We start from the raw sequence: 25,626 nt of genomic DNA on the forward strand, positions 1-25,626 counted from the left end.
CCTTAAAGGGTGATGACATTGCCGGGCTCGAACACCGCGTCGGCCTTGCCGACCGTGTTGACCAGCGGCGCGCCGAATTCGGCCTGGCTGATCTCGAACACATCGCCCGCTTGGGTACGTATACCGTCGGCAAATGACAAGGTGGCGGTGCCGAAGAAATGCACGTGCACGTCGCCCGGTGTGAGGAATTGACTGTATTTGAAGTGGTGATACTCAAGATTTTCCAGGCTGTGGCACATATTGGCCTCGCCGCTGAGGAATTCGTTTTGCCAGATCACTTCGCCGTCACGCAGGATGCGGCTGGTGCCCGCCAGGTGCTGCGGCAACTCGCCAACGCGTAACTCAGGGCCATAGCTGCAACTGCGCAACTTGGAATGGGCCAGGTACAGGTAGTTTTTGCGCTCCATCACGTGATCAGAGAATTCGTTGCCCATGGCAAAACCAAGGCGATAGGGTTTGCCGTCGTGGCCGATCACGTAGAGGCCGCCGATTTCCGGTTCTTCACCGGCGTCTTCGGCAAACGGCGGCACCGGGAAAGCCTGGCCCGGGCGCACCACGATGCTGCCGTCGCCTTTGTAGAACCACTCCGGTTGCACACCGACTTGGCCAGACGCGGGCTTGCCGCCCTCCACGCCCCATTTGAAGATGCGCAGGGTGTCGGTCATCGCACTGTCGTCACCGGACTGCTGGTGCATCTTGTCCCGCGCCGAGGCGCTGCCCAGATGGGTCAGGCCGGTGCCGCTGATCAACAGGTGAGCCGGGTCCGGGTGGTCGAGCGGCGGCAGGATTTTCAGGTCGGCCAGCAGTGCACCGTAGTCGTAGCTGTCGCCCAGGCCCAACCTGTCGACCTGCTGCGCCAACTTGATGCCCGCCTCGATGGCCGCCAACGCCAGCTCACGCACGCTGCGGGCCGTTTGCACTTCGCGCAGCTGGGTGCCTTCTACGACGCCGACACGGCGCTCACCGTTGCGTAACTCAAACTGAACTAAACGCATGAAATTTCTCCTCGATTAAGTACGCGTGGCACCCCGGGCGCTGGCGGCAAATTGCTCGGCGGGCAGCACGTGCTTGCGTTCCAGTACGCGGTACACCACGCCGGTCAGCAGTAACCCGAACACCATCACACCCGACAGGAAGTACAAGCCCGAGCCCAGGTTGCCGGTGTACTCCTTGAGCGCGCCGATCACGAACGGGCCGATGTAGCCGCCGAGGTTGCCCACCGAGTTGATCAGCGCAATGCCCGCCGCCGCACTGGCGCCGGCAAAAAAGCGCCCCGGCAAGGTCCAGAACACCGCCGTGCAGGAAAACAGCGCGAACGCCGCCAGGCACAGCGCGGCCATTTGCGGCACCGGCAAGCTCAGCCAGGCACTCAAGAACAGCCCGATGGCGCCCAGCACATACAGCACCGCGAGATGGCCGTAGCGATCATTCAAACGGTCGGAGCTGCGCGGGATGATCAGCAGGCCGAGGATGCCGAAGATATACGGCACCGCCGAGACGAAACCGGTGACCAGGTCACTGCCGCCGAACTGCTTGATCAGCGTCGGCAGCCACAGGCCGAGCCCATAAATGCTCAGGGTTACGGGCAGGTAGAACAGCGCCAGCAGCAGCACTCGCTTGTCCTTCAGCGCATGCAGCGGGTTGCCGTGGCGGGTCTGGCCGTAGGCTTGCAGGTCTTTATTCAGCTCGCCGGTGAGCCAGGTTTTCTCGGCCTCGCTCATCCACTTGACCTGCTGGGGGCCGTCCGGCAGCCAGCGCAGCACTGGCCAGGTCAGCAACAGCGCCGGCGTGCCGATGACAATGAACAACCACTGCCAGCCATGCAGGCCGAGGATGCCGTCCATGCCCAGCAAGCCGCCGGACACGGGGCCGGTGATCATCATCGCAATGGGTTGGGAGAGGATGAACAGCCCGAGGATCTTGCCGCGATGGCGCACCGGGAACCACTGGGTGATGTAGTACAGCACGCCCGGAAAGAACCCCGCCTCCGCCGCGCCGAGCAAAAAGCGCATCAGGTAGAAACTGTGCGGCCCTTGCACGAAGGCCATGCCGATAGTGATCGCGCCCCAGGTCAGCATGATGCGCGCAAACCAGCGCCGCGCGCCGAAACGGTCGAGCATCAGGTTGCTGGGAATCTCGAACAGGAAGTAGCCAATGAAGAACAGCCCCGCGCCCAAGCCATAGGCGGCGTCGCCAATGCCGACATCGGCGCCCATGTGCAGCTTGGCGAAACCCACTGCCGAGCGATCCACGTAGGCGATCAGGTAGAGCAGGATCAGGAAGGGAATCAGTTTCAGCGTGATGCGCCGAATAAGCCGCAGCTCCTGGCTCATGGGTCGATCTCCGATTGTTGTTTTTATAGAAGCTCGGGGGGGGCGCCTCTCGCGAAAAACCGCCAGGGTCATGCCTCAGTTAAGTCGGACTATATAGTATGACTATTTGCAAAACAACACTTCCAAAGCCTCGATTTTGCGCTTATGTTTAGCCGCATATAGAATATATAGTCATACAATAAGAGAGACCACCATGCCTGATAAAACGCCCACCCTCCGCTCCGCCCAGTGGTTTGGCACCGCCGACAAGAACGGCTTCATGTACCGCAGCTGGATGAAGAACCAGGGCATCGCCGACCATCAGTTCCATGGCAAACCGATCATCGGTATCTGCAACACCTGGTCGGAGCTGACGCCGTGCAACGCGCACTTCCGCCAGATCGCCGAGCATGTCAAACGTGGTGTCATCGAGGCCGGTGGCTTCCCGGTGGAATTCCCGGTGTTTTCCAATGGCGAGTCCAACCTGCGCCCCACCGCCATGCTCACCCGCAACCTGGCGAGCATGGACGTGGAGGAAGCGATTCGCGGCAACCCCATCGACGGCGTGGTGCTGCTGACCGGTTGCGACAAAACCACCCCGGCGCTGCTGATGGGCGCAGCCAGTTGCGACGTGCCGGCCATCGTCGTCACCGGCGGGCCGATGCTCAATGGCAAACACAAAGGCCAGGACATCGGCTCGGGCACGGTGGTGTGGCAGCTCAGCGAACAGGTCAAGGCCGGCACCATCACCCTGGACGATTTCCTCGCGGCCGAAGGCGGCATGTCGCGCTCGGCCGGCACCTGCAACACCATGGGCACGGCCTCCACCATGGCCTGCATGGCCGAGGCACTGGGCACTTCCCTGCCCCACAACGCGGCGATCCCGGCGGTGGATGCGCGCCGGTATGTGCTGGCGCATATGTCCGGCATGCGTGCGGTAGAAATGGTGCGCGAAGACTTGAAACTGTCGAAGATCCTCACCAAGCAAGCGTTTGAAAACGCGATCCGCGTGAATGCCGCCATCGGCGGCTCAACCAACGCGGTGATTCATTTGAAAGCCATCGCCGGGCGCATCGGCGTCGAGCTCGACCTGGATGACTGGACGCGCATGGGCCGCGGCGTGCCGACCATCGTCGACCTGCAACCGTCTGGGCGCTTCCTGATGGAAGAGTTCTATTACGCCGGCGGCCTGCCCGCTGTGCTGCGCCGTCTTGGCGAAGCCAACCTTATCCCCCACCCGGACGCCTTGACCGTCAACGGCAAGTCCCTGGGCGAGAACACCAAGGACTCGCCGATCTACGGCCAGGACGAAGTGATCCGCACCCTCGACAACCCGATCCGTGCCGACGGCGGCATTTGCGTGCTGCGTGGCAACCTGGCGCCCTTGGGCGCCGTGCTCAAACCATCGGCCGCCAGCCCCGAGTTGATGCAGCACCGTGGCCGGGCAGTGGTGTTCGAGGACTTCGACATGTACAAGGCGCGCATCAATGACCCGGAGCTGGACGTGGATGCCGATTCGATCCTGGTCATGAAAAACTGCGGCCCCAAGGGTTACCCGGGCATGGCCGAAGTCGGCAACATGGGCTTGCCCGCCAAGCTGCTGGCCCAGGGCGTGACCGATATGGTGAGGATTTCCGATGCGCGCATGAGCGGCACCGCTTACGGCACGGTGGTATTGCACGTGGCACCCGAAGCCGCCGCCGGTGGCCCGTTGGCCACGGTGAAGGAAGGCGACTGGATCGAACTCGATTGCGCCAATGGCCGTCTGCACCTGGACATCCCCGACGCAGAGCTGGCAGCCCGCATGGCCGACCTGCCGCCACCGCAGAAGCTGATCGTCGGCGGCTACCGTCAGCTGTATATCGACCACGTGTTGCAGGCCGACCAAGGCTGTGACTTTGACTTTCTGGTGGGCTGCCGTGGGGCTGAAGTCCCGCGTCATTCCCACTAATTGGGATGCTATGATGCCGCCTATTTAGCCAGGGCCTCCCGTTCGTTATGGATCACCAGCCGTCCAAGCCGCGCAAGAGCATGCATGCCCAGATCGTCCAGGACTTGGGCATGCACATCGTTTCCGGTCGCTTCAAACCCGAAGAACGCCTGCCCATGGAGGCCACGCTGTGCGAGGAGTACAAGGTCAGCCGTTCGGTGTTGCGCGAGGCAACGCGCGTGCTCAGCGCCAAGGGCCTGGTGTATTCCAAACCTCGGGTGGGCGCGGTGGTGCGCCCGCGCTTGAAATGGCATTTGCTCGACCCTGACGTGTTGTCCTGGCTGATGCAGACCACGCCTCATAGTGAGTTTTTCAACACCCTGGCCGGCGTGCGACGCATCCTCGAACCGGAAATCGCCGCCATGGCCGCGACTACCGCCACCGATGAAGACATCGCCACCATCGAAAAAGCCTACCTGGGCATGGAAACCGCGAAGACCCATGACGACCTGCTGCAGGCCGACCTGGACTTCCACCGCGCGATTGCTGACGCCACCCGCAACGACTTGCTCGCCTACATGTGCAACATGCTGTCGCTGCCGCTGCGCGAGTCGATCAACATCACCAACCGCCGTCCGGACATCCAGGGCCTGAGCCTTCCCCGCCACAAGGCCATTCTCACGGCGATCCAGAACCGTGATGCCCTCGGCGCCCGGCACGCCTCGCTGGTGCAGCTGGATGACACACGCGTGGCGCTGGACACGGTGATGAACGTGCTGACGCCGCTGTAAATTCATCGTCTACGCTCAGGAGGTCAGTTCGAGGAACCGGCCATGTGCGCACGACGCTCGCAGTCCCCCTTCGCGGCGCCCTCCACGCCTCTCGCCCCGCTGCAGCTTGAAAATGACCTGTTGCACGCCGACCGCGCCTCTGTCTTCTGGCTGAGAACACGCTTTGTTCTCAGAACCGCAGGCTGCCCGTCAAGCGGCGGTGCACATTGCGTTGTGCTGGAGACTCAACACCCAAATGGGAACGTGACCACTGCCGGCTTAATACGCTGGTTCAAGGGTAGAGGACGGTGCAATGGTCAGGCTTGTCATACTGCTATTGGGGGTTGATTACCTTCGGTCATATTGGCGCACGCTGACAGCCATTGGGGTTGTCGGCACCCTGTGCGGGAGCATCCTATTCATTGATGCACTGGATGACGCACTGTACTTCCCGATAAACCCTTTCGCCTGGTTACTGTTGATCGAGGGCAGTGCGACGTTGGTCGTGGCACACAGCGGGATCGTCGGGCAGCGCAAGCTTCGCTACCTCAAAGGCTTGTCTTTCGTGACGGCTGCAGCACTGATCCTGGCAGGCCACCACCACGGCAACTTTATTCTTTCGATGATCTTCGGCACGTTGTTTTTAGCCGACGGCTTGCTGCAGATCGTGTCCGCTTACGTTGTCCGCTACCGAACCTTTCGTATCGCAATGTTCGGCGGCGGGGTCGAAATCGCTCTGGCCGTGTTCTTCTTCCAACCCTACCCAACACACTATATCGGCACGGTCCCCTACTGCCTCGGGCTGGGATTGTTTTTTGCAGGTTGGAATATGTTGCTTGTTGCGGGCCGCGCCCGGCGAATGATCTCCAACCCGGCGCTAAACGAGGATGCTGATCGTCCCATGCCTGGGCCAGGTCACACAGAGCAAACCACGTGTGAGCGTCCCACAGGAGAGAATGCCCGGCCCCTTATCGTCCATATTTGGACGCCGCTGGGTGTAGCGAATGCTGAAGTGGTACGCCGCCCATTGATAGAGCGGTATATCGCCGCCGTGGACAAGAACGGGGTGATATCAACGGGGCATGCCGCACTGGAAGCGCCCGGTGGTTTGTATGTGAGCCTTTACCCGGCGCAGGACATCGACCATTCACCGGACCAGTTCATGCGCCTGTTGCGGGCCACCGAAGATAACGATGTGCCGGGAGAATTCCAGTCCGATTACCTCACGGAATCACAGGCATGGTGCCCTTCTACCGTTCAAGTACACCTGCGTAACTATGACCCGCAGCACTTGCAGAGCTTTTGGGCGATGTACCGTCAAGACACCACCTATAACCTCACCCACCGCAATTGTTCCAGCAGCGTCATACAGGTTCTTGAAGCGGCTTTGGAAGGATCGCTAGGGCGTATATGGGGGCATTACGGTCTCTACCGTATTCTGGGAAAAATATTCACCACGCCGGAATTATGGGTGGCCATTCAAATTCGTAAACGCGCGCAGACCATGGCGTGGACGCCGGGCCTGGCACTGGATTATGCGCGGGCGCTCAGCATGCTGGTCGATCCCAGACCCACTGGCTGGATCAATACCACCCAGCGTGCGTTTCAGAAAATAGGCGCTTTACGCCGTCAGTGGAAAAATGAAAAAACATCAGCACAGTCCGGTCGAAAATCAACGCCGGATGATCTCGAAAAACCCATGTGATTTTTTCTCCGCCGCCCCAGGCTGCGTATCACGTCTGACTGACCCTGATTCGCTGAGCCGTTTCGATAAAAAAACCCGGACAATGTCCGGGTTTTTTTACCCTAGGGTTTTATCAACTGCCCAACTCGCCACGGGTGTCGGCGTCGAAGCGCTGACGGGCCTGATCAGCCGCCGGTTTGAGCAAAGCGAGCAGCGCCGCCTCACTGTACAACTGAGTGACCGCCAGTTCCTTGGGGGTCGGCTCAATCGGGATCAGCACCTCTTCGCCGTCGGCGTGCAGCCAGATGGCCACAACGTGCAGTGCCGAGATGAACAACACGCGCAGTTCCACGGTTTTACGCTGCAATTGCGGCGACTGTTCCGCCAGTTTCAGCGCATCCACCGTCGCCGCTGCCAACGTCCCGTGGTTGAGCGAAGCGAACTCGATATGCCCACGTACGTCGGCCAATTGCGCGTCGGCAACCGTCGCGCCATCGGCAAATACCAGGTAATGCCAATCGCCGACTTCAGCGTCTTTGAGGCCCTTACCGAGACTCAGGTCCTCCAGGCTGAGCGAGTAGCCACGATAGCCTTCGCTCAGCCTGATTTGGCCTGGCACGGCGGCTGCGAATTGGCGATTGACGCCGAAGCCCTGGGTTTGCAGCGCGGCTTGCAGCGCTGGACGCAGTACCTGTACGCCGTTGGAAGGCGCCTTTGGATAAGTCAGTTGCATGATGCAGCCCTCCTCAGTGCTTTACGGTGAAGTAAGTGTTGGTCCAATTGCCGCCGCCGTTGTAAGAACCGGGGAACGAGTTCAATGCGCGAGTCGAATAGCCGTAGATCGAATCTGCGATCAACAGGTAGTTGCCGTTGGTGCCATAGATCACCAGAAAGTGCGCACCGCCACCGTACCAGGCGCAACGCAAACCGATGGGGCGGCCCATGTTGAGCTGGTTCTGGATAGCCGACATCTGCAGCGAGCCTTGATTCATGCCGTTGTAGCTGCGCGTGATTCGCAGGGCGGAATCCAGATAGCCGTAGACGTTGCACGGGCCGGGCTGATTGCAGCAGTTGCGGTCCAGCGCGTTGCTGGCGACACCGCACTGGGTCCAGGACCCGGTGCCGTAGTAGTTGCCGACCGACGCGGAAACCGCCGCCCAGCACCAGTTGGTCTGGGTTTGTTTCTGCATGCTGAAATTCAGGCTGGCGCCAGCCATTGCTTTAGTCTGATGCGCCGCTTCGACCAGTTGCGGGTCGAGCAGATGGCCGATCAGGCAGTTGGGCTGTGTGTCGCCGGTGAATCGGGTTGTTTCAGGGGTTAACATTTTTCAATCCTCCATGAATGAAAACACGCATCCAGCGTGTAAAGGTACAGCGGTGTTGCTGAGCTATCGACGTTCCGAGATGCCCGGATTAGAGGGCGCGTTCCGATCTGGCTCGACCTAACCCTAGGCGTTAATATGCATTAACGCAAACATATAAATGCACAATTGCATAATCATTGAAGAAGATGGCAGACGATGAGGATCACTGTGTTCGTTTCCTCTACCTGCCTTTCGCCGATTGATAACAAAACGCCCCAAACAAGTCGGGGCGTTTTGCATTGGCCTTCATCAGGGCTTCGTCACGGCGTCTTGTTGCCCTTCACAAGAATGATTGAAAGCACCTGGGGGGTTAGGTTTTCAGCGCTCGGCCGCAGGCGGTTTAGAGAATAAGTTCATGGCTGAAGCTGAGACGGGTCCGCCACACTGTGGCTGTCCTCAGCCTTGATTAGAACGTTGCTGTCCTCGTCAAATTGATAGGCAACATCAGCTTCCACGCCGTCGCTGCCCGTCTTGACGACCACGTTGGTGTAGCGCTTACCGTCCCAGCAGCGGAAAACCAGTGTCGAGTTCTCCCCGCCTGAAAGCGTCGAGCCCAGACTCCCTATGAGCCTGCTGTCAGCGCCAGCGGTCAATACGCAGTTCTTGCCAGCCGTCAGCTTGCTACGGTCCCCGGCCATCAGCACACAATCGTCGCCCGCAGTGAGTTTGCTCCGGTCGCCAGCCGTCAGGTAACTGTTGCTACCGGCCAAAAGCTTGCTGCGATCGCCGGCTGTCTGGGTGCTGTCTGCACCAGCAGTCAGCTTGCTGCGATCGCCCGCCATCTGGACACTTTTAGCGCCGGCGATCAACGTGCTGCGAGAACCCGCAGTTTGCGAACTGTTTTTGCCGGCGATCAACATACTTTTGTGCCCTGCAATCTGGGTGCTCTCATGGCCCGCAATCAGCGAACTCTTGTGGCTCGCAATCTGGTTGCTGCCGTATCCCGCCGTCAGGCTGCTGCGCATGCCTGAGGTAAGACTGCTGCCGTAGCCCGCCGTCAGTACACTGTGCAGTCCACTGATCAGTGTGCTGCCGTAGCCCGCGGTCAAAAAGCTGCGCGTGCCACTGGTCAAGCTGCTGCCATAACCGGCAATCAGCGAGCTGTCCTGCCCGGCAGTACCGGTGCTGCCATAACCTGCGGTGAGCGTGCTGTCGCGCTCCGCCATCTGGGTACTGCCATAACCGGCCGTTAATGTGCTTTCACAACCGGCAGTCTGCGAACTGCCATAGCCGGCCATTAACGAACTGCCAAATCCGGCGGTTTGCGTGCTGCCATAGCCGGCAGTCAGCGTACTGCTGTCGAGGGCGGTCAGCGTACTGCCATACCCCGCAGTCATGACACTGTCGTAACCCGCAGTCTGGGTGCTGCCATAACCCGTCGTCAGGCTGCTGTTGTAGCCGGCGGTTTGAGTGCTGCCGTAACCGGCGACCAGCGTACTGTTGTAGCCCGCCGTTGAAGTGCTCCCATAACCGGTAGTCAGCGAGCTTTCTTCCTGGGCGGTCTGGGTACTGCCGTAGCCTGCGGTCAGGGTACTTTTGTAGCCGGCGGTTTGCGTACTGCCATAGCCGGCAATCAGTCTGCTTTCATAACCCGCTGTTGATGTGCTGCCGTAGCCGGCAGTTAACCAACTTTGCTCTTGAGCCGTCTGGCAACTGCCGTAGCCGGCTGTCAGGGTCGACTCATAACCTGCGGTCTGGGTGCTGCCGTAACCCGCAACCAACGAACTTTGATAACCCGCCGTGGAGGTACTGCCGTAACCCGTGATGAGCGAGCTATTGTCCTGGGCGGTTTGTGTACTGCCGTAACCAGCTGTCAGGGTGCTCTCATAGCCCGAGGTTTGCGTACTGCCGTAGCCGGCGATTAATGAACTGTTGAATCCGGCAGTTGAGGTGCTGCCGTAGCCTGCGGTGAGTGAACTGCCTTCTTGTGCTGTCTGCGTGCTGCCGTATCCGGCAGTCAGAATGCTTGCGTAACCGGCTGTCTGGGTACTGCCGTAACCGGCGATCAACGAACTGTCGTAACCACCGGTTTCAGTACTGCCGTAGCCGGCGATGAGATCACTGCTTTCCTGGGCGGTCTGAGTGCTGCCGTAACCCGAAGTCAGAATGCTTTTGTAACCCGCCGTCTGGGTGCTGCCATAACCGGCAATCAACGCACTCGCGTGACCGGCAGTCTGCGAACTGCCGTAACCGGCAGTTACCATACTGCCAGGTCCGGTGGTGGCCGTGCTGCCGTAACCGGCAGTCAGATCACTGCCTTCCTGAGCCGTCTGAGTACTGCCGTAACCAGCAGTCAGGGAGCTCTCGCCTCCCGCAGTTTGGGTGCTGCCATAACCCGCGATCAGCGAACTGTCGGAGCCCGCAGTGCTCGTGCTGCCGTAGCCGGCAGTGAGGTCACTGCCCAATTGAGCTGTTTGCGTGCTGCCATAACCGGCCGTCAGGGTGCTGTCTCCCCCGGCAGTCTGCGTGCTGCCATAGCCGGCAATCAGTGAGCTGTCGGAACCCGCAGTGCTTGTACTGCCGTAACCGGCCGTAAGGTCACTGCCCACTTGAGCCGTTTGGGTACTGCCGTAACCGGCCGTCAGAGAGCTGGCTGTGCCGGCAGTTTGCGTGCTGCCATAGCCGGCAATCAGTGAGCTGTCGGAGCCCGCAGTGCTGGTACTGCCGTAACCGGCGGTAAGGTCACTGCCTACTTGAGCCGTTTGGGTACTGCCGTAACCGGCCGTCAGAGAGCTGTCTGTGCCGGCAGTTTGCGTGCTGCCATAGCCGGCAATCAGTGAGCTGTCGGAGCCCGCAGTGCTGGTACTGCCGTAACCCGCCGTAAGGTCACTGCCCACTTGAGCCGTTTGGGTACTGCCGTAACCGGCCGTCAGAGAGCTGTCCGTGCCGGCAGTCTGCGTGCTGCCATAACCGGCGATCAGTGAGCTGTCGGAACCCGCAGTGCTGGTACTGCCGTAACCGGCGGTCAGATCACTGCCTAAGCGGGCTGTTTGGGTGCTGCCATACCCTGCGGTCAGAGAGCTTTCACCGCCGGCAGTTTGCGTGCTCCCGTAGCCAGCGATCAGCAAACTGTCGGAGCCGGCGGTGCTCGTACTGCCATAACCGGCGGTGAGATCACTGCCTTCTTGAGCCGTTTGGGTACTGCCGTAACCGGCGGTCAAGGAGCTTTCGCCGCCTGCCGTTTGCGTGCTGCCATACCCGGCAACGAGCGAACTGTCGGAGCCGGCAGTGCCGGTGCTGCCGTAACCGGCGGTGAGATCACTGCCCACCTTGGCTGTTTGTGTACTGCCGTACCCCGCCATCAGGGAGCTTTCATCGCCCGCGGTTTGTGTACTGCCGTAGCCGGCAATGATTGAGCTATCAGAACCCGACGTTCCGGTGCTGCCATAGCCTGCAATCAATGTGCTGCTGTCTCCGGCAGTTTCAGTGCTGCCGTAGCCTGCAATGAGTTGGCTCTGATTAGCGCCAGTGAGCGTACTGCCATAAACGGCCGTTTCCAGCGTTTGCGTAGAACGCACCGTAGTACGGCGAGTGACCACATCGGCAGGAGTCTTGGTCACAACCGGCAAGGCGGGAAGAACAGCCTTCGTCCCTGATTGCGCATCAGGAATAACCAAGGCCTCAATCAAATTTGTCGTGGAGGCTTCATACTTGCAAGCATTGTCCTGAATAAAGTCCAGTGCACTGCTTCGCGTACCGACATGAACAACTTCAGCACGAGAAAATTTCACGCCTTCATCCTCTTCGAGGAAAATCAGGTCACTCACTGCCACTTCACACACTACCCATCTCGCGTCTGCCTGCGGGCTCAACTGCGCACTCGCGCCCTGCCCCCACAACACGCCAGTCAACCCATTTTCAAGCTTTAGGGTGGCTTCCCAAAACTTGCATTCGACCCGTCCTGAAACAGGCCAGATCAGACCACAGTGGTCGGCCATATTATTTGCGCATGTTCGCAGCACCAGAACTTTTTCGGCTTTCATTTTGAAACACCTTTACAACTACTTCTGTAAAATCCTTTGGAGGCAAACTTCCATAACAAACACATAAACAAGATCAAGGCGGCCGATAACGCGAGCACTGACCAATTAAATTGACTGCACCCTGCTGAAAACCAAATGCCTTAATCTTAAATAATCAGGAAAACACCGGCGGTATAAAACCACTGGCAAACAACTCGACAGCACAGCCAGGCAACTATCAACGGCCCACCCTGTGTCTATTTTTTACTGCCCGACATAACCCTTTACCCGCAGGCAGTCGTTGATCAGTTCAACTTGTTTTTGCGCAATAACAATCCCGTCACCCACGGCATTGCCCATGCCGGACGTTTTGTCGTCAGCCGAAGGCGAGGAGTGATAGCTTGCCGTCGCCGCTTTGGCCTCGTACTGACAACGGGCTTTGTCTTGCGCTATATCCGTGGTTTGCCCGTCTATTCTCGTCCAATTGCGGACAGAGGTTGTGCACGCGCACAACGTCAACGCGAGCAAAATCATAAACACACATCTCATGCTTAACTCCTGGGGTTAAACAGTACCTCCCTGCGCCACCTTTAAACTGTGGGCGAAGATCGGGTCGGGCACTGCACCGGGAAATTACCTTGTGTCGCCCTGAAGTCATCATTGAATGCATTGAAATAAAAGTGAAGTAAAACGAAGTATATTTCAGTACCCATAAGCAATACTTAATCAGGAATTCGACAATGAAGCTCGATGCGAAGCACATGCAGGCGTTTCTGGCCGTCATCGAAGGTGGCAGCTTCGAAAAGGCAGCCGAATACCTGAAAGTGACTCCGTCAGCCGTCTCACAGCGGATACATGCACTGGAAGCGCGTCTGGGTAGCTCCGTGGTGGTACGGGGGCGGCCGTGCGAGCCGACTCAGATTGGGAGGAAGTTGATGACTTATCTGCGTCGCGCGACAGTGCTGGAGGAAGAATTGCTCAACGATATAGCAGGAACCGGCGAGGACTATGTACGGTTGGTAATAGGCGTGAACGGCGACACCTTGAACACATGGTTTTTCCCGGCATTGGCAGAGACGTTTGTCAGCGAAAAGATTCTCCTGGAGCTCGTGGTCGATGATCAGGACCATACGTATGCCCTGCTGGAAAGTGGGCAAGTCATTGGGTGTATAGGCACGCGTCCAGTGCCGATGCGTGGCTGCTTTGCAGAACCGCTAGGGTCGGTTCGCTACCAATTAGTGGCATCGAAGGCCTTTCAGGCGCGATGGTTCCCGTCCGGGCTGACACGCGACGCCGCACGCAGGGCACCGGTGCTTGCCTACTCTCGCAAAGACACATTGCAGTCAGAATTTTTACAGTCGCGTTTGGGCCTGCATGCAGATGCCTTTCCGAGCCACTACCTGTCGCTGCCCGAAGCGCGCTTTCGGGCGATACGTCATGGCCTCGGCTACGGCATGGTTCCGCAGATGAAAGCCAGTACCTTGCTTAAAAGTGGAGATCTCGTGGATCTGGTCCCTGGGCATTTCACCGACGTTGCGTTGTATTGGCACGCCTGGGCCTTGCAATCTCCACGCATGGAAGCGCTCTCCAAGCATGCAGTAGCTGCCGCCAGGCGCATCTTGAATTTCAAGAGGCAAGAGACATTCGTGGTTGGCACGTCGATCAGATAACACCCTCGCCGTTTCAACCCACACTCATGCAATGGGCAGATAAACGCCTCACTTTCAGGCTCCCATTTATCCAAATCGCCGGATTTGCAGGGTAAACATCAACGGCGTCTGTGCTGTGGACCACTTACGCCGGCCGCCCCCGCCTATAGGTCAGCGTGTGAAACCTGATAACCCGTAACTTAAACGATTCAGGTCCAATGCGAACCTTTCTCCGCAAACGGGCGTCCGAGCTTAAGCACTGTTGCTTATCGCCCGCTTCGAGGTTCACGTTTGAAAGCCGCCATCATCAAAAAATACCGCTTGGTCATCAAGACCATGGGCTATGTGGGCTGGTCCCTGTTCTGGCTGTTGTTGTGGGATGTCGCCGTCACGGTGGATTTCATGCTGTTTCTGACCACCAAGATCAATCTGCCGCTGATGCCGCTGACATTGCTGGGTTCGGCCCTGGTGGTGCTGATCAGTTTTCGCAACAGCAGCGCCTATAACCGCTGGTGGGAAGCCCGCACGCTGTGGGGCGCGATGGTGAATAACTCGCGCAGCTTTGCACGCCAGGTACTGACCCTGCTCGACGACCCTGAAGGCGAGGTGAACCCAGCCAAGGCCACGCTGTTGCGCCGCCATGTGGCGTATGTGAATTGCCTGGCGGCGCACCTAAGGGGCAATCCATGCCCGGACGAGGTGCGTGCGTTTATCCCGGCTGAAGAGTTCGCGCGCAAGGGCGCCACCAATAACTTTGCCAATGACATCCTCACCGGCTCTGCAGCGTTATTGGCGCGTGAATACAAGACTGGGCACCTGGACAGCATTCGCCTGGCTCGGCTGGAGTCCACCCTGGTGGACCTGTCCAACGCCCAGGGCGGTATGGAACGCATCGCCAATACGCCGCTGCCCTACCCTTACGTGTATTTCCCGCGGCTGTTTATCTCGCTGTTCTGCCTGATCGTGCCGGTGGGCCTGGTGGAATCCCTGGGCTGGTTCACGCCGCTGGCGTCGACGGTGGTGGGCTTTATGCTGCTGGCGATCGAACGCATCGGCACCGACCTGCAAAGCCCGTTTCACTCCAGCGAACACCAGATCCAGATGGAAACCCTCTGCGAGACCATCGAGAAAAACCTGCAATCGATGCAGCGTGATGCGTTGGGCGGTGACCGTTTGCTGCACGCGTAGAACCTATCATTTCTACCAGTGCACCTGACGCGCGGTTTTGGTTAGCCTGTACCGCATCAATTCCAAGGAGGTACACAGCATGCAGGTTCGCGAAGGTTATGCCGATTTCCGTGGCTATCGGACGTGGTTCCGGGTCACTGGCGATTTGAGTTCAGGGCGCCTGCCCTTGATCATTGCCCACGGCGGCCCGGGCTGCACCCATGACTACGTCGACAGTTTCAAAGACCTGGCCGCCACTGGCCGCGCGGTGGTGCACTACGATCAGGTCGGCAATGGCCGCTCGACCCACTTACCCGGCGCCTCCGTCGATTTCTGGAGCGTGGAGCTGTTCCTGGCAGAGCTGGACAACCTGGTCGAGCACCTTGAGATCAGTGACTACGCGCTGCTGGGCCAATCCTGGGGCGGCATGCTCGGCGCCGAGCACGCGGTGCGCCAGCCTGCCGGCTTGAAAGCGTTGATTATTGCCAACTCGCCAGCCTCGATGGATTTGTGGTGCGAAGCAGCAAATGAGCTGCGCCAGGCGCTGCCGCCCGAGGTGCAGGCCACGTTGCTGCGCCATGAAGCCGCCGGCACCACCGACACCGCTGAATACCTCGCCGCGGCGGAGGTGTTTTACGCGCGCCATGTGTGCCGTACCCTGCCGGTGCCCGCCGAAGTTGAGCGCACCAATGCCGCCATCGAAGAAGACCCTACCGTTTACCACGCGATGAATGGTCCCACTGAGTTCCATGTGATCGGCAGCATGCGCAACTGGACGATCATTGATCGGCTGCCGCAGATCCAGGTGCCGACGCTGTTGATCTCCGGCCGCTTCGACGAAGCCACACCGGCCACGGTGCAGCCGTTTGCCGACGGCATCAGCGACGTGCGCTGGCAGATTTTCGAGCAGTCCAGCCATATGCCCCATGTTGAAGAGCGTGATGCGTGCATGGCGTGTGTAGCCGAGTTTCTTGCCTCCCTGGAGTGAAAACACAACGCTCTGTGATGGGCAGGCTTTAACTGGCAAGCATCCTTGAAGTGGCCAGCAGGCTTGCCACACAAAGCCTGCTGGCGCCTCCAAGCCGGTTTGCAACAACATCATCCCAAAGGCTGTAAAAGACTATTACCCAGTAGAATGTACTAACCAGTTACTTATCTTGCTAACATTCGACCTTTAGTCACTCACCTTCGAGTCCTGTCGACATGAAACGAGCATCCCGCGCCGCTGGCGCCTCACGATATCTTCTGCTGGGCCTGGGCATCATCATTGCCCTGCTCGGCGTGGCCCTGGCCGTTGGCGGCGCCAAACTGGTCAGCCTGGGCGGTTCCTGGTACTTCCTGATCGGTGGCGTGGCCATGGCCGTTTCCGGCCTGTTGATCGCGCGGCGCAACCCGGCTGGCGCGTGGCTGTTCGCCGCTTTTCTGGTGGGCACGGCTGTCTGGGCAGTGGCGGACGTAGGGCTGGTGTACTGGCCGCTGTTTTCGCGGCTGTTCATGTTTGCGGTGATCGGCGTGGTGGTGGCGTTGGTGTATCCGCTGCTGGTGGGCAAGCCCGCTCGCGGCGCGTATGGCATTGCTGCCGTGTTGGCAGTGGGCGTGGCCGTCGCTGCAGGCAACATGTTCGTGGCGCACCCAAGCGTGGCGCCCACCGGTAAAGGCCCAGGCATCACGCCAGTGGCTGCAGCCGATGCACAAAAAGACTGGGCGCACTACGGCAACACCGAAGGCGGCAGCCGTTTTGCGGCGCTGGACCAGATCAACCGCGACACCGTCAACAAGCTCAAAGTGGCGTGGACCTACCACACCGGCGACGTTGCCATCAGCGACGGCAACGGTGCCGAAGACCAACTGACGCCCCTGCAGATCGGCAACAAGGTGTTTATCTGCACGCCGCACAACAACCTGATCGCGCTGGATGCCGACACCGGCAAAGAGCTGTGGAAGAACGAAGTCAATGCCAAATCGGCGGTGTGGCAGCGTTGCCGTGGCATGGCGTATTTCGACGCCACCGCGCCCCTCGCTCAGCCGACCCAACCCAACAGCTCGCCGATCATGGCCGCCAGCGTGCCAGCCGGTGCGCAATGCCAGCGTCGCCTGCTGACCAACACCATTGATGCACGCCTGATTGCGGTGGATGCCGACACCGGCAAATTCTGCGAAGACTTCGGCACCCACGGCCAAGTGGACCTGAAAGCCGGCCTGGGCGATGTGCCGGACAGCTACTACCAATTGTCGTCGGCACCGTTGATGGCCGGCACCACCGTCGTCGTCGGTGGCCGCGTCGCCGACAACGTACAAACCGACATGCCCGGCGGCGTGATCCGTGGTTTCGACGTGATCACCGGCCAAATGCGCTGGGCCTTTGACCCGGGCAATCCCGAAGACAAACAAGCGCCAGCCGCCGGCAGCACCTATGTGCGCAGCACGCCGAACAGCTGGGCGCCGATGTCATACGACCCGCTGATGAACACGGTTTTTCTGCCGATGGGCAGCTCGTCCACCGACATCTATGGCGTTGAACGTACCCAACTGAATCACAAATACGGCGCCTCGGTGCTGGCGCTGGACGCCTCCACCGGCGCAGAAAAGTGGGTGTACCAGACCGTCCACAATGACCTGTGGGACTTCGACCTGCCAATGCAGCCGAGCCTGATCGACTTCACCCCACCGGGCAGCGACAAGGCAGTACCGGCTGTGGTGATCGGCACCAAGGCCGGGCAGATCTACGTGCTCGACCGCGCCACCGGCAAGCCGCTGACAGACGTCAAGGAAGTGCCGGTCAAGGCCGCGAACATTCCCAACGAGCCGTATTCGTTAACCCAGCCTAAATCGGTGGGCATGCCGCAGATCGGCGCGCAAACCCTGAACGAATCGGACATGTGGGGCGCCACGCCCTACGACCAATTGCTGTGCCGTATCGACTTCAAGGGTATGCGCTACGAAGGCCTGTACACCGCGCCGGGCACCGATAAATCGCTGAGTTTCCCGGGCTCGCTGGGCGGCATGAACTGGGGCAGCATTTCCACCGACCCGGTGCACGGTTTTATCTTCGTCAACGACATGCGCCTGGGCCTGTGGATCCAGATGGTGCCGTCGCAGAACAAGGCCCAGGCCTCGTCCGGTGGCGAAGCGCTGAACACCGGCATGGGCGCGGTGCCACTCAAGGGCACGCCGTATGCGGTGAACAAAAACCGCTTCCTGTCGGTGGCCGGCATCCCGTGCCAGGCGCCGCCGTTCGGCACCCTGACCGCCATCGACATGAAGACCCAGCAGATCGCCTGGCAAGTGCCGGTGGGCACGGTTGAAGACACCGGTCCGCTGGGCATCCGCATGCACCTGCCGATCAAGATTGGCCTGCCGACCCTCGGCGGCACGCTGTCCACCCAGGGCGGCCTGATCTTTATCGCCGGCACCCAGGACTTCTACCTGCGCGCTTTCAACAGCGGCAACGGTGATGAAGTCTGGAAAGCCCGCCTGCCGGTGGGCAGCCAAGGCGGCCCGATGACCTATGTGTCGCCGAAAACCGGCAAGCAATACATCGTCATCACCGCCGGCGGCGCGCGCCAGTCCACTGACCGTGGCGACTACGTGATCGCCTACGCCCTGCCATAACCCTGTGTTCGCGCGGTGCCGCCCCCGGCACCGCGCTTTTTGTCTGGAAAACCACGCATGACCCCCACTTCTCATTTGCCCCTTGGCCGCCTGGTGCTGGGCCTGGCCTTTGCTGCCGCCCTGCCCGTTCAAGCCGACGACACCACCCTGACCGGCGACTGGGGCGGCCTGCGCCGTGAACTCGACGAGCAAGGCATCCGCTTCACCGGCGACTACAGCGGCGAAACCGCTTACAACGCCGACGGCGGCCAACACCGTTCGGCGCGCTACTCGCAAAACATCAAGCTTGGCGTGCAGTTCGACCTGGGCAAGCTCTACGGCCTGAACAATGGCGACCGCATCCAGCTGACCATCAACGACCGGCGCGGCAACAGCGCCTCCGAAGACCTGGTGGGCAACCGTCTGCCGATCCAGGAAAACTACGGCGGCCTCTACACCCGCCTCACCGAATTGAGCTACGAACGCACGCTGTTCACCCCCGCGCTGAACGTCAAGCTTGGCTACATGGCCATGGGCAACGACCTGGGCGGCCTCGACAGCGGCATCCTGTGCAACTTCATGAACGCCGGTTTCTGCGGGCACCCGCTGAACATGTCCGGCGGCAGCGGCTGGGCCAACTACCCCAACGCACACCTGGGCGCACGGGTGAAATACGACTTTTCGCCGGCGTGGCAACTGCGCGTGGCGGCGTTCAATGTCGACCCGTCGAGCAACGGCAATTCCAGCCGCGCCTGGCACTTGGGGCCCAAGCACACCACTGGCACCGTGGTGCCTATCGAGCTGGTCTACAAACACGCGGGCACGCTGCCGGGTGAATACAAGCTGGGTTATTACTACGACAGCTCCGATGTGAAACGCATCGGCAGCAATAAAACCGTCAGCGGTCGCGGCGGTCACTACCTGCTGATCGACCAGGCCGTGTGGGCGTCCAGCACATCCGCCGGTCGCGTGCTGCACGCCTTCGGCCAATACTCGGCCGCCAGTGAGGCCGCCTCGCCGTTCAGCAAGTGGTATGGCGCGGGCGTGGTGCTGTACAAACCGTTCGAAGGCCGCCCGCGCGACACCGTCGCCCTGGGTTACGGCCGCGCAGTGCCGAACCCGCGCAGTCGCGACGTGCAGGAACTGGCAGCGTTGAACGCGGGGACGGACTATCCGAACCTGAACAATGCCGAGCAGTTGATCGAACTCAGTTATGGCTACCAGGCCACGCCGTGGCTGACGTTGCGTCCGGATGTGCAATACATCATTGAGCCGGGAGCGTTTTCGGATACAGAGATCGACAATGCACTGGTGCTGGGCTTGCAGGTCAAGGCAGTGTTCTAGGCCGCGCCGTTCAGCCACAAAACGCCGCCGGTACCGCCGTGCCCAAGGCCCGCTCCCACATTCGAACTTTTGCTGACGCAAAAACCACCGCCTGAACACGGTGAAAAGTGTGGGAGCTGGCTTGCCTGCAATCGCGGTAGACCAGCCCCCAACAGCTTGACTGACACACCCTCATCGCGGGCAAGCCCGCTCCCACATTGATCTTTTGCTGGCGCAAAACCACCGCCTGAACACGGTAAAAAGTGTGGGAGCTGGCTTGCCTGCGATAGCGGTAGACCAGTCCCAAACAGCTTGACTGACACACCCTCATCGCGGGCAAGCCCACTCCCACATTGATCTTTTGCTGGCGCAAAACTACCGCCTGAACACGGTAAAAAATGTGGGAGCTGGCTTGCCTGCGATAACGGTAGACCAGTGCCCAACAGCTTGACTGACACACCCTCATCGCGGGCAAGCCCGCTCCCACATTGATCTTTTGCTGGCGCAAAACCACCGCCTGAACACGGTAAAAAGTGTGGGAGCTGGCTTGCCTGCGATATCGGTAGACCAGTCCCCAACAGGCTGACCGTCACACCCTCATCGCGGGCAAGCCCGCTCCCACATTGATCTTTTGCTGGCGCAAAATCACCGCCTGAACACGGTAAAAAGTGTGGGAGCTGGCTTGCCTGCGATATCGGTAGACCAGTCCCCAACAGGCTGACCGTCACACCCTCATCGCGGGCAAGCCCGCTCCCACATTGATCTTTTGCTGGCGCAAAACCACCGCCTGAACACGGTAAAAAGTGTGGGAGCTGGCTTGCCTGCGATGGCGGTAGACCAGCCCCCAACAGCTTGACTGACACACCCTCATCGCGGGCAAGCCCGCTCCCACATTGATCTCTTGCTGGCGCAAAAACCACCGCCTGAACACGGTAAAAAATGTGGGAGCTGGCTTGCCTGCGATTGCGGTGTGTCAGTCAGAAGATCTGTTACTGATACACCGCCTTCGCAGGCAAGCCAGCTCCCACCGTTGATCTACAGCGCGCTGAGGTTATTTGGACACGGGCATCGCAAACTCCGCGCCCTGCTCGATGCTCTCTGACCAGCGCTGCATGATCGACTTCTGCTTGGTGTAGAAGCGCACGCCTTCAGTGCCGTAGGCGTGCATGTCGCCAAACAAGCTCTTCTTCCAGCCGCCAAAGCCGTGCCAGGCCATCGGCACCGGAATCGGCACGTTGATGCCAACCATGCCCACTTCGATACGCCGGGCAAACTCGCGGGCAATGTTGCCGTCGCGGGTGAAGCAGCTGACGCCGTTGCCAAATTCGTGGTCGTTGACCAGCTTGATCGCCTCACCGAAGTCATTCACGCGCACGCAGGCCAGCACCGGGCCGAAGATTTCTTCGCGGTAGATGCTCATGTCTTTCGTCACGTGGTCGAACAAGGTTGCGCCGAGCCAGAAGCCGTTTTCCAGGCCCGGTTCGGTGGGCACATAGTCGCGCCCGTCGAGCAGCAGTTTTGCGCCGGCTTGCACGCCTTGTTCGATGTAGCCGCTGATGCGCTCCAACGCAGCCCGCGACACGATCGGGCCCATCTCGGCTTTCAAATCGCGGCCGTCGGTGACGCGCAATGTCTTCGCGCGCTCGGTCAGGGCGGCGATGATTTTGTCGCCCACATCACCCACCAGCACCGCCACCGAAATCGCCATGCAGCGCTCGCCGGCACTGCCATAGGCGGCGCCCATCAGCGCGTCGACGGTTTTTTCGATGTCCGCGTCGGGCATCACCACCATGTGGTTTTTCGCGCCGCCCAGGCCTTGCACACGCTTGCCATTGCGCGCGCCGGTCTCGTAGATGTATTGCGCAATCGGCGTGGAGCCGACAAAGCTCACGGCCTTGACGTCCGGGTGTTCGAGCAGGGCATCCACCGCTTCCTTGTCGCCCTGCACCACGTTGAACACGCCTTTGGGCAAGCCGGCTTCGCGCAGCAACTCAGCCATGAACAGCGAAGCGCTCGGGTCGGTCGGGCTGGGCTTGAGGATGAAGGTGTTACCCGCCGCGATGGCGATCGGGTACATCCACATCGGCACCATCACCGGGAAGTTGAACGGCGTCACGCCGGCCACCACGCCCAAGGGTTGGCGCAGGGTCCAGTTGTCCATGCCCCGTGACACCTGGTCGGAATGTTCGCCCTTGAGCAGGTTGGGAATGCCGCACGCGAATTCGAGGATGTCGATGCCCCGGTCGACTTCGCCCTGGGCGTCGGTGAACACCTTGCCGTGTTCGGCGACGATGATGCGCGCAAGGTCGTCTTTGCGTTCACGCAGCAGGTGCAGGTATTCGAACAGTACGCGGGCACGGCGGATCGGCGGGGTGTCGGCCCAACCGGCGAAGGCGGCCTGGGCGGCGGCGACGGCCTCGCCCACGGTCTGGCGGCTGGCCAAGGCCACGCGACCGGTCACCTCACCGGTGGCCGGGTTGTAGACGTCCTGATAGCGATCATCGCGGGAAACGCGCTGGTCGTTGATGTAATGCTCGAGGGTGCTCATGGCAATTGGGTCCTAGGTCGGTAAACGTTGGAGCCCACGATAGGCTTTCAGTTTGTTCCCAACCAGAGCAGAATCCAGAACTGATTGTCCTCATAGGCGAACAATAGAATCATGGAAAAGGCTGAGATCGAAGGGCTGTGGACGCACATTCATTGGCTGTCGGTGCTTGAGGAGCAAGGCACCTACACCGCCGCCGCCGCGCGCCTGGGCGTGAGCAAATCCGCCGTCAGCCAGCGCATTTCAGACCTGGAAAAAGCCACCGGCACCCGGCTGGTCACCCGCACCACGCGCAGCGTGCGGCTGACCGATGCGGGCCTGTCACTGACCCGCGAAGTACGCAGCGCCTATGCGCAGATCGCCCGTAGTTTCTCGTCGGTGCGCGACGCTGCCGGGGAGATTCGCGGCCTGGTACGCCTCACCGCGCCGGTGGCATTTGCCCGCCAGCAACTGGTGCCGCACCTGTCCGAATTCCTGCAACTTTACCCGCAGGTACGCATCCAGCTGGACGTCTCGGATGCCTTGAGTTCGCTGGCGGCCGAAGGCTACGACCTGGCGGTACGGCACGGCTTCCAGGTACCGGAAACCCATGTAGCGTGGAAGCTGTGCGACACCCGCTCGGTGCTGGTCGCCACGCGCGAGTACCTGCAACAGCACGGCGAACCGCGCGAACCTGGCGACCTCACCGCGCATAACTGCCTGTACTACCCTCGGGGCACCGACCAGCCGGCATGGACCTTTGAACGCGGCGGCAAACAGGTTGAACGGGTGACCGTGCCGATCTCTGGAAGTTTTTCGACCAATAACAGTGAAGCGCTGCGCGACTCAGCGATGAACCACCTGGGCATCGCCCTGCTTCCGGATTTCAGCGCGCAGGCCGCCCTGGCCCATGGCAACTTGGTGCAGGTGCTCACGGGCTGGACGCTCAAGGGCGCGTTTGCCGATGAGATTTACCTGATTCGACCGTACTCGCCCCATGTACCGAAATCGGTCAGTACGTTAGTGGGCTATCTAAAGGATAAGTTATCCGGCGGTTTTCGATTTGTGGGTAAATAATACACGCATGCAGACAACTTAAGCGGAACCATTCTCGACAAGCAGTTATTACCGATCTACTTATAGCCAGCGGCAATAATCCAAATAACAAACTTCAAGACCTTGTAGTGAACTTGTTACCGGCGAAAGCCCGCAACAACGGGTTCTTGACGCTTTAAAAAAAGCCATACAACTAATTGTAAAGCGTAAATAAATAGCGCTGTGTAACCCGCGCCAACCTCCCGGCTTTAAACTCCTTGATGCGCAAACTTGCAAAAAAACCACAACCGGCTACGTTCATGAATACCGTGAAAGCCATCAGCCATTACGCACACAACCAGCCCAACGGGCGAGGGACTCTATTGCTCTGAAAACAGCGCTTAACACTGACACGGAACTTAGTCTTAACTCTCAAAAGGGATGCTTTGATGAAGCGCAGCCGGTGGTACCGTGCGTTCTCGAAAAAGGGGCCAGCCGAACATTTTTGGCTGTCGTTGATAGGCTTTGCTGTGCTGGTGATCGCCAGCTTCCTGTTGTTTGAACAACAGATCCAAGACTTCCTGATTCACCTCACCCTGTATCAACCTTCGACGCCTGCCCAGGCATTCAACCTGGCACTGCTGCTGCTCGCCCTGCTCGCCCTCGATGTGGTGTTGCCGGTGCCGTCAAGCCTGGTGGCGTTGCTGGCGGTGGCCATGCTCGGCAGCATCGGCGGTTACCTGGTGATTTTCATTGGGCTGTGCCTGGGCGCCGGGCTGGGCTATGCGCTGGGCGCCGGCTATTTGCGCTTGCTGTCCGGCCGCCTTGGCTTGCATCAGCGCCAGCCAGGGCAGTTGGCGTATCGGTTGAGCACGTTGTCGTTGATTTGCCTGCGTGGCGTGCCGGTGCTGGCGGAAACCTCGGTGGTCGCCGCCGGCATGCAACGCTATCCGCTGCGCGCATTTTTGCTGATCACCACCCTGGCCAATGCCGGACTGGCACTGGCTTACACCGCCATCGGCACGCTGCTGATCGAGCAGAACTCACTGCTGGTCACCCTCCTCGCCAGCATGGTGTTGCCGCTGGCGTTTATGGCCGGTTATAGCCTGCTCAAACGCAAACCCGCTGGGCAGCAGCCGCTGCGCGGACGGTTCGAGGTCAGTTACGACTACCCGGTGATGTTCACCGATCACGTGTTTGATCCGCTTAACCCGTGCCTGCACCGCGCGCTCATCACCCAGCACGCGGCACCGGTGACGGTGATGGTGTTCGCCGATGCGCAACTGCTGCACAGCGCCCCACAGTTGCTGGCTCAAATCGACGCCTATTTCCGTGCCCATGCAGACCTGCATTTGCAAACCGCCCCCATCGCCGTGCCGGCAGGTGAACTGAGCAAAACCGCACGCGTGCTGGAGCAGCTCTACACCGACATGCTGCAACACGGACTGGACCGGCATTGCTACGTGCTGGCCCTGGGCGGCGGCGCGGTGCTGGATGCGGTGGGCTACGCCTGCGCCACCTTCCACCGCGGCATCCGCCTGATCCGTATTCCCAGCACGGTGCTGGCCCAGAACGACGCCGGCATCGGCGTGAAAAACGGCATCAATGCCTTCGGCCAGAAGAACCTGCTGGGCACCTTCTGCCCTGCCACGGCGGTGATCAACGACTTCCAACTGCTCACCAGCCTCACCCGCCGCGACCAGATCGCCGGGCTGGCCGAAGCGGTCAAGGTAGCGCTGATCAAGGACCAGGCGTTTTTCGCGTGGATGGAACAACACGCCGATGCCCTCGCCCGCTTTGATCACCCGGCCAGCCGCCACGCTATTCGCCGCTGCGCCGAGCTGCACCTGGCGCACATCACCGGCGCCGGCGACCCGTTCGAACGCGGCAACGGTCGGCCGCTGGATTACGGCCATTGGGCCGCGCACAAATTGGAGAACCTCAGCCACCACCGGCTGCGCCATGGCGAAGCGGTCGCGGTGGGCATGGCATTGGATGGGCTGTATGCGAATGCCTTGGGATTGTTGAGCGATACCGACACTGAGCGAGTGATGAGCCTGCTGCGCAAACTGGGGTTCAACCTGTGCCCGCCTGAACTGACCTTGAGAGATGCGCAGGGCCGCTCGCCGCTGTTGCTGGGGCTGGAGGAGTTCCGCCAGCACCTGGGAGGGCAACTGTCGATCCCCATGCTCAACCGCATCGGCCAGTCGGTGGACCTGCATGAAATCGACAGCGCGACGATGGAGGCCGCGCTGCAACGCTTGTCGACCGCAAGCGAGGCAGCGCTGACGCTGGACGAGGGTTACGCACAATGA

17 protein-coding genes are annotated in these 25,626 nt (G+C 60.2%); 10 read left to right on the plus strand and 7 right to left on the minus strand.

Annotated elements, in window-relative coordinates:
* Positions 1-2: 2 nt before the first annotated feature.
* Positions 3-995, minus strand: a complete 993-nt coding sequence (gene araD1, locus AACU78_RS03150; protein ID WP_106579790.1) for an AraD1 family protein — start codon at positions 993-995, stop codon at positions 3-5.
* A 15-nt stretch (positions 996-1,010) separates the two neighbouring features.
* Entirely contained in the window at positions 1,011-2,333 is a 1,323-nt protein-coding gene (locus tag AACU78_RS03155; protein WP_106579791.1) for an MFS transporter, read from the minus strand.
* 193 nt (positions 2,334-2,526) lie between these two features.
* On the opposite strand from AACU78_RS03155, the gene AACU78_RS03160 reads away from it, so the two are divergent.
* From AACU78_RS03160 to AACU78_RS03170, 3 genes are all read left to right on the plus strand, one after another.
* The gene (locus AACU78_RS03160) at positions 2,527-4,263 is read left to right on the plus strand and encodes an IlvD/Edd family dehydratase (RefSeq protein WP_106579792.1); all 1,737 of its coding nucleotides are present in this window, start codon (positions 2,527-2,529) and stop codon (positions 4,261-4,263) included.
* A gap of 47 nt (positions 4,264-4,310) precedes the next feature.
* A complete protein-coding gene (locus AACU78_RS03165) occupies positions 4,311-5,033 on the plus strand; it encodes a FadR/GntR family transcriptional regulator (RefSeq protein WP_106579793.1) in 723 nt (240 codons plus the stop codon).
* A gap of 292 nt (positions 5,034-5,325) precedes the next feature.
* Entirely contained in the window at positions 5,326-6,717 is a 1,392-nt protein-coding gene (locus tag AACU78_RS03170) for an HdeD family acid-resistance protein (RefSeq protein ID WP_106579794.1), read from the plus strand.
* A gap of 112 nt (positions 6,718-6,829) precedes the next feature.
* Here AACU78_RS03170 and AACU78_RS03175 read toward each other — a convergent pair whose 3' ends face one another.
* The 4 genes from AACU78_RS03175 to AACU78_RS03190 form a co-directional block, all read right to left on the minus strand.
* A complete protein-coding gene (locus AACU78_RS03175) occupies positions 6,830-7,429 on the minus strand; it encodes a hypothetical protein (RefSeq protein ID WP_106579795.1) in 600 nt (199 codons plus the stop codon).
* A gap of 13 nt (positions 7,430-7,442) precedes the next feature.
* On the minus strand, positions 7,443-8,021 hold the full coding sequence (locus AACU78_RS03180; protein WP_106579796.1) for a papain-like cysteine protease family protein: 579 nt from the start codon (positions 8,019-8,021) through the stop codon (positions 7,443-7,445).
* A gap of 392 nt (positions 8,022-8,413) precedes the next feature.
* The gene (locus AACU78_RS03185) at positions 8,414-11,620 is read right to left on the minus strand and encodes an Ice nucleation protein (protein WP_445261899.1); all 3,207 of its coding nucleotides are present in this window, start codon (positions 11,618-11,620) and stop codon (positions 8,414-8,416) included.
* A 666-nt stretch (positions 11,621-12,286) separates the two neighbouring features.
* The gene (locus AACU78_RS03190; protein WP_146151461.1) at positions 12,287-12,556 is read right to left on the minus strand and encodes a hypothetical protein; all 270 of its coding nucleotides are present in this window, start codon (positions 12,554-12,556) and stop codon (positions 12,287-12,289) included.
* 206 nt (positions 12,557-12,762) lie between these two features.
* Between AACU78_RS03190 and argP the strand changes: the two genes are divergently transcribed.
* The 5 genes from argP (at position 12,763) to AACU78_RS03215 (ending at position 19,773) form a co-directional block, all read left to right on the plus strand.
* Complete coding sequence (gene argP / locus AACU78_RS03195) at positions 12,763-13,692, plus strand: HTH-type transcriptional regulator ArgP (protein ID WP_106579799.1); 930 nt, start codon at positions 12,763-12,765, stop codon at positions 13,690-13,692.
* Between the two features lie 270 nt (positions 13,693-13,962).
* Complete coding sequence (locus tag AACU78_RS03200) at positions 13,963-14,859, plus strand: bestrophin family protein (protein WP_106579800.1); 897 nt, start codon at positions 13,963-13,965, stop codon at positions 14,857-14,859.
* Positions 14,860-14,938: 79 nt separating this feature from the next.
* Positions 14,939-15,826, plus strand: coding sequence for a proline iminopeptidase-family hydrolase (locus AACU78_RS03205; RefSeq protein WP_106579801.1), 888 nt, complete (start codon positions 14,939-14,941; stop codon positions 15,824-15,826).
* 215 nt (positions 15,827-16,041) lie between these two features.
* Entirely contained in the window at positions 16,042-18,450 is a 2,409-nt protein-coding gene (locus AACU78_RS03210) for a glucose/quinate/shikimate family membrane-bound PQQ-dependent dehydrogenase (RefSeq protein WP_106579802.1), read from the plus strand.
* 57 nt (positions 18,451-18,507) lie between these two features.
* Positions 18,508-19,773 (plus strand): carbohydrate porin, encoded by a 1,266-nt coding sequence (locus AACU78_RS03215; protein WP_106579803.1) that lies wholly within the window; start codon positions 18,508-18,510, stop codon positions 19,771-19,773.
* Positions 19,774-20,803: 1,030 nt separating this feature from the next.
* Here AACU78_RS03215 and AACU78_RS03220 read toward each other — a convergent pair.
* On the minus strand, positions 20,804-22,300 hold the full coding sequence (locus AACU78_RS03220) for a CoA-acylating methylmalonate-semialdehyde dehydrogenase (protein WP_106579804.1): 1,497 nt from the start codon (positions 22,298-22,300) through the stop codon (positions 20,804-20,806).
* A gap of 111 nt (positions 22,301-22,411) precedes the next feature.
* On the opposite strand from AACU78_RS03220, the gene AACU78_RS03225 reads away from it, so the two are divergent.
* Complete coding sequence (locus AACU78_RS03225; protein WP_106579805.1) at positions 22,412-23,353, plus strand: LysR family transcriptional regulator; 942 nt, start codon at positions 22,412-22,414, stop codon at positions 23,351-23,353.
* A gap of 407 nt (positions 23,354-23,760) precedes the next feature.
* A complete protein-coding gene (locus AACU78_RS03230; protein WP_106579806.1) occupies positions 23,761-25,626 on the plus strand; it encodes a 3-dehydroquinate synthase in 1,866 nt (621 codons plus the stop codon).

The organism is Pseudomonas sp. R9.37, assembly GCF_963878885.1.
Lineage (GTDB): Bacteria > Pseudomonadota > Gammaproteobacteria > Pseudomonadales > Pseudomonadaceae > Aquipseudomonas.

What these genes read in the sequence shown, in the direction of transcription:
- AACU78_RS03190 (WP_146151461.1), bottom strand. Translation starts at nt 12,556, where the DNA reads ATGATTTTGCTCGCGTTGACGTTGTGCGCGTGCACAACCTCTGTCCGC.
- AACU78_RS03230 (WP_106579806.1), top strand. Translation starts at nt 23,761, where the DNA reads ATGAAGCGCAGCCGGTGGTACCGTGCGTTCTCGAAAAAGGGGCCAGCC.
- AACU78_RS03160 (WP_106579792.1), top strand. Translation starts at nt 2,527, where the DNA reads ATGCCTGATAAAACGCCCACCCTCCGCTCCGCCCAGTGGTTTGGCACC.
- AACU78_RS03175 (WP_106579795.1), bottom strand. Translation starts at nt 7,429, where the DNA reads ATGCAACTGACTTATCCAAAGGCGCCTTCCAACGGCGTACAGGTACTG.
- AACU78_RS03210 (WP_106579802.1), top strand. Translation starts at nt 16,042, where the DNA reads ATGAAACGAGCATCCCGCGCCGCTGGCGCCTCACGATATCTTCTGCTG.
- AACU78_RS03165 (WP_106579793.1), top strand. Translation starts at nt 4,311, where the DNA reads ATGGATCACCAGCCGTCCAAGCCGCGCAAGAGCATGCATGCCCAGATC.
- AACU78_RS03205 (WP_106579801.1), top strand. Translation starts at nt 14,939, where the DNA reads ATGCAGGTTCGCGAAGGTTATGCCGATTTCCGTGGCTATCGGACGTGG.
- AACU78_RS03225 (WP_106579805.1), top strand. Translation starts at nt 22,412, where the DNA reads ATGGAAAAGGCTGAGATCGAAGGGCTGTGGACGCACATTCATTGGCTG.
- AACU78_RS03215 (WP_106579803.1), top strand. Translation starts at nt 18,508, where the DNA reads ATGACCCCCACTTCTCATTTGCCCCTTGGCCGCCTGGTGCTGGGCCTG.
- AACU78_RS03170 (WP_106579794.1), top strand. Translation starts at nt 5,326, where the DNA reads ATGGTCAGGCTTGTCATACTGCTATTGGGGGTTGATTACCTTCGGTCA.
- AACU78_RS03220 (WP_106579804.1), bottom strand. Translation starts at nt 22,300, where the DNA reads ATGAGCACCCTCGAGCATTACATCAACGACCAGCGCGTTTCCCGCGAT.
- AACU78_RS03180 (WP_106579796.1), bottom strand. Translation starts at nt 8,021, where the DNA reads ATGTTAACCCCTGAAACAACCCGATTCACCGGCGACACACAGCCCAAC.
- argP (WP_106579799.1), top strand. Translation starts at nt 12,763, where the DNA reads ATGAAGCTCGATGCGAAGCACATGCAGGCGTTTCTGGCCGTCATCGAA.
- araD1 (WP_106579790.1), bottom strand. Translation starts at nt 995, where the DNA reads ATGCGTTTAGTTCAGTTTGAGTTACGCAACGGTGAGCGCCGTGTCGGC.
- AACU78_RS03155 (WP_106579791.1), bottom strand. Translation starts at nt 2,333, where the DNA reads ATGAGCCAGGAGCTGCGGCTTATTCGGCGCATCACGCTGAAACTGATT.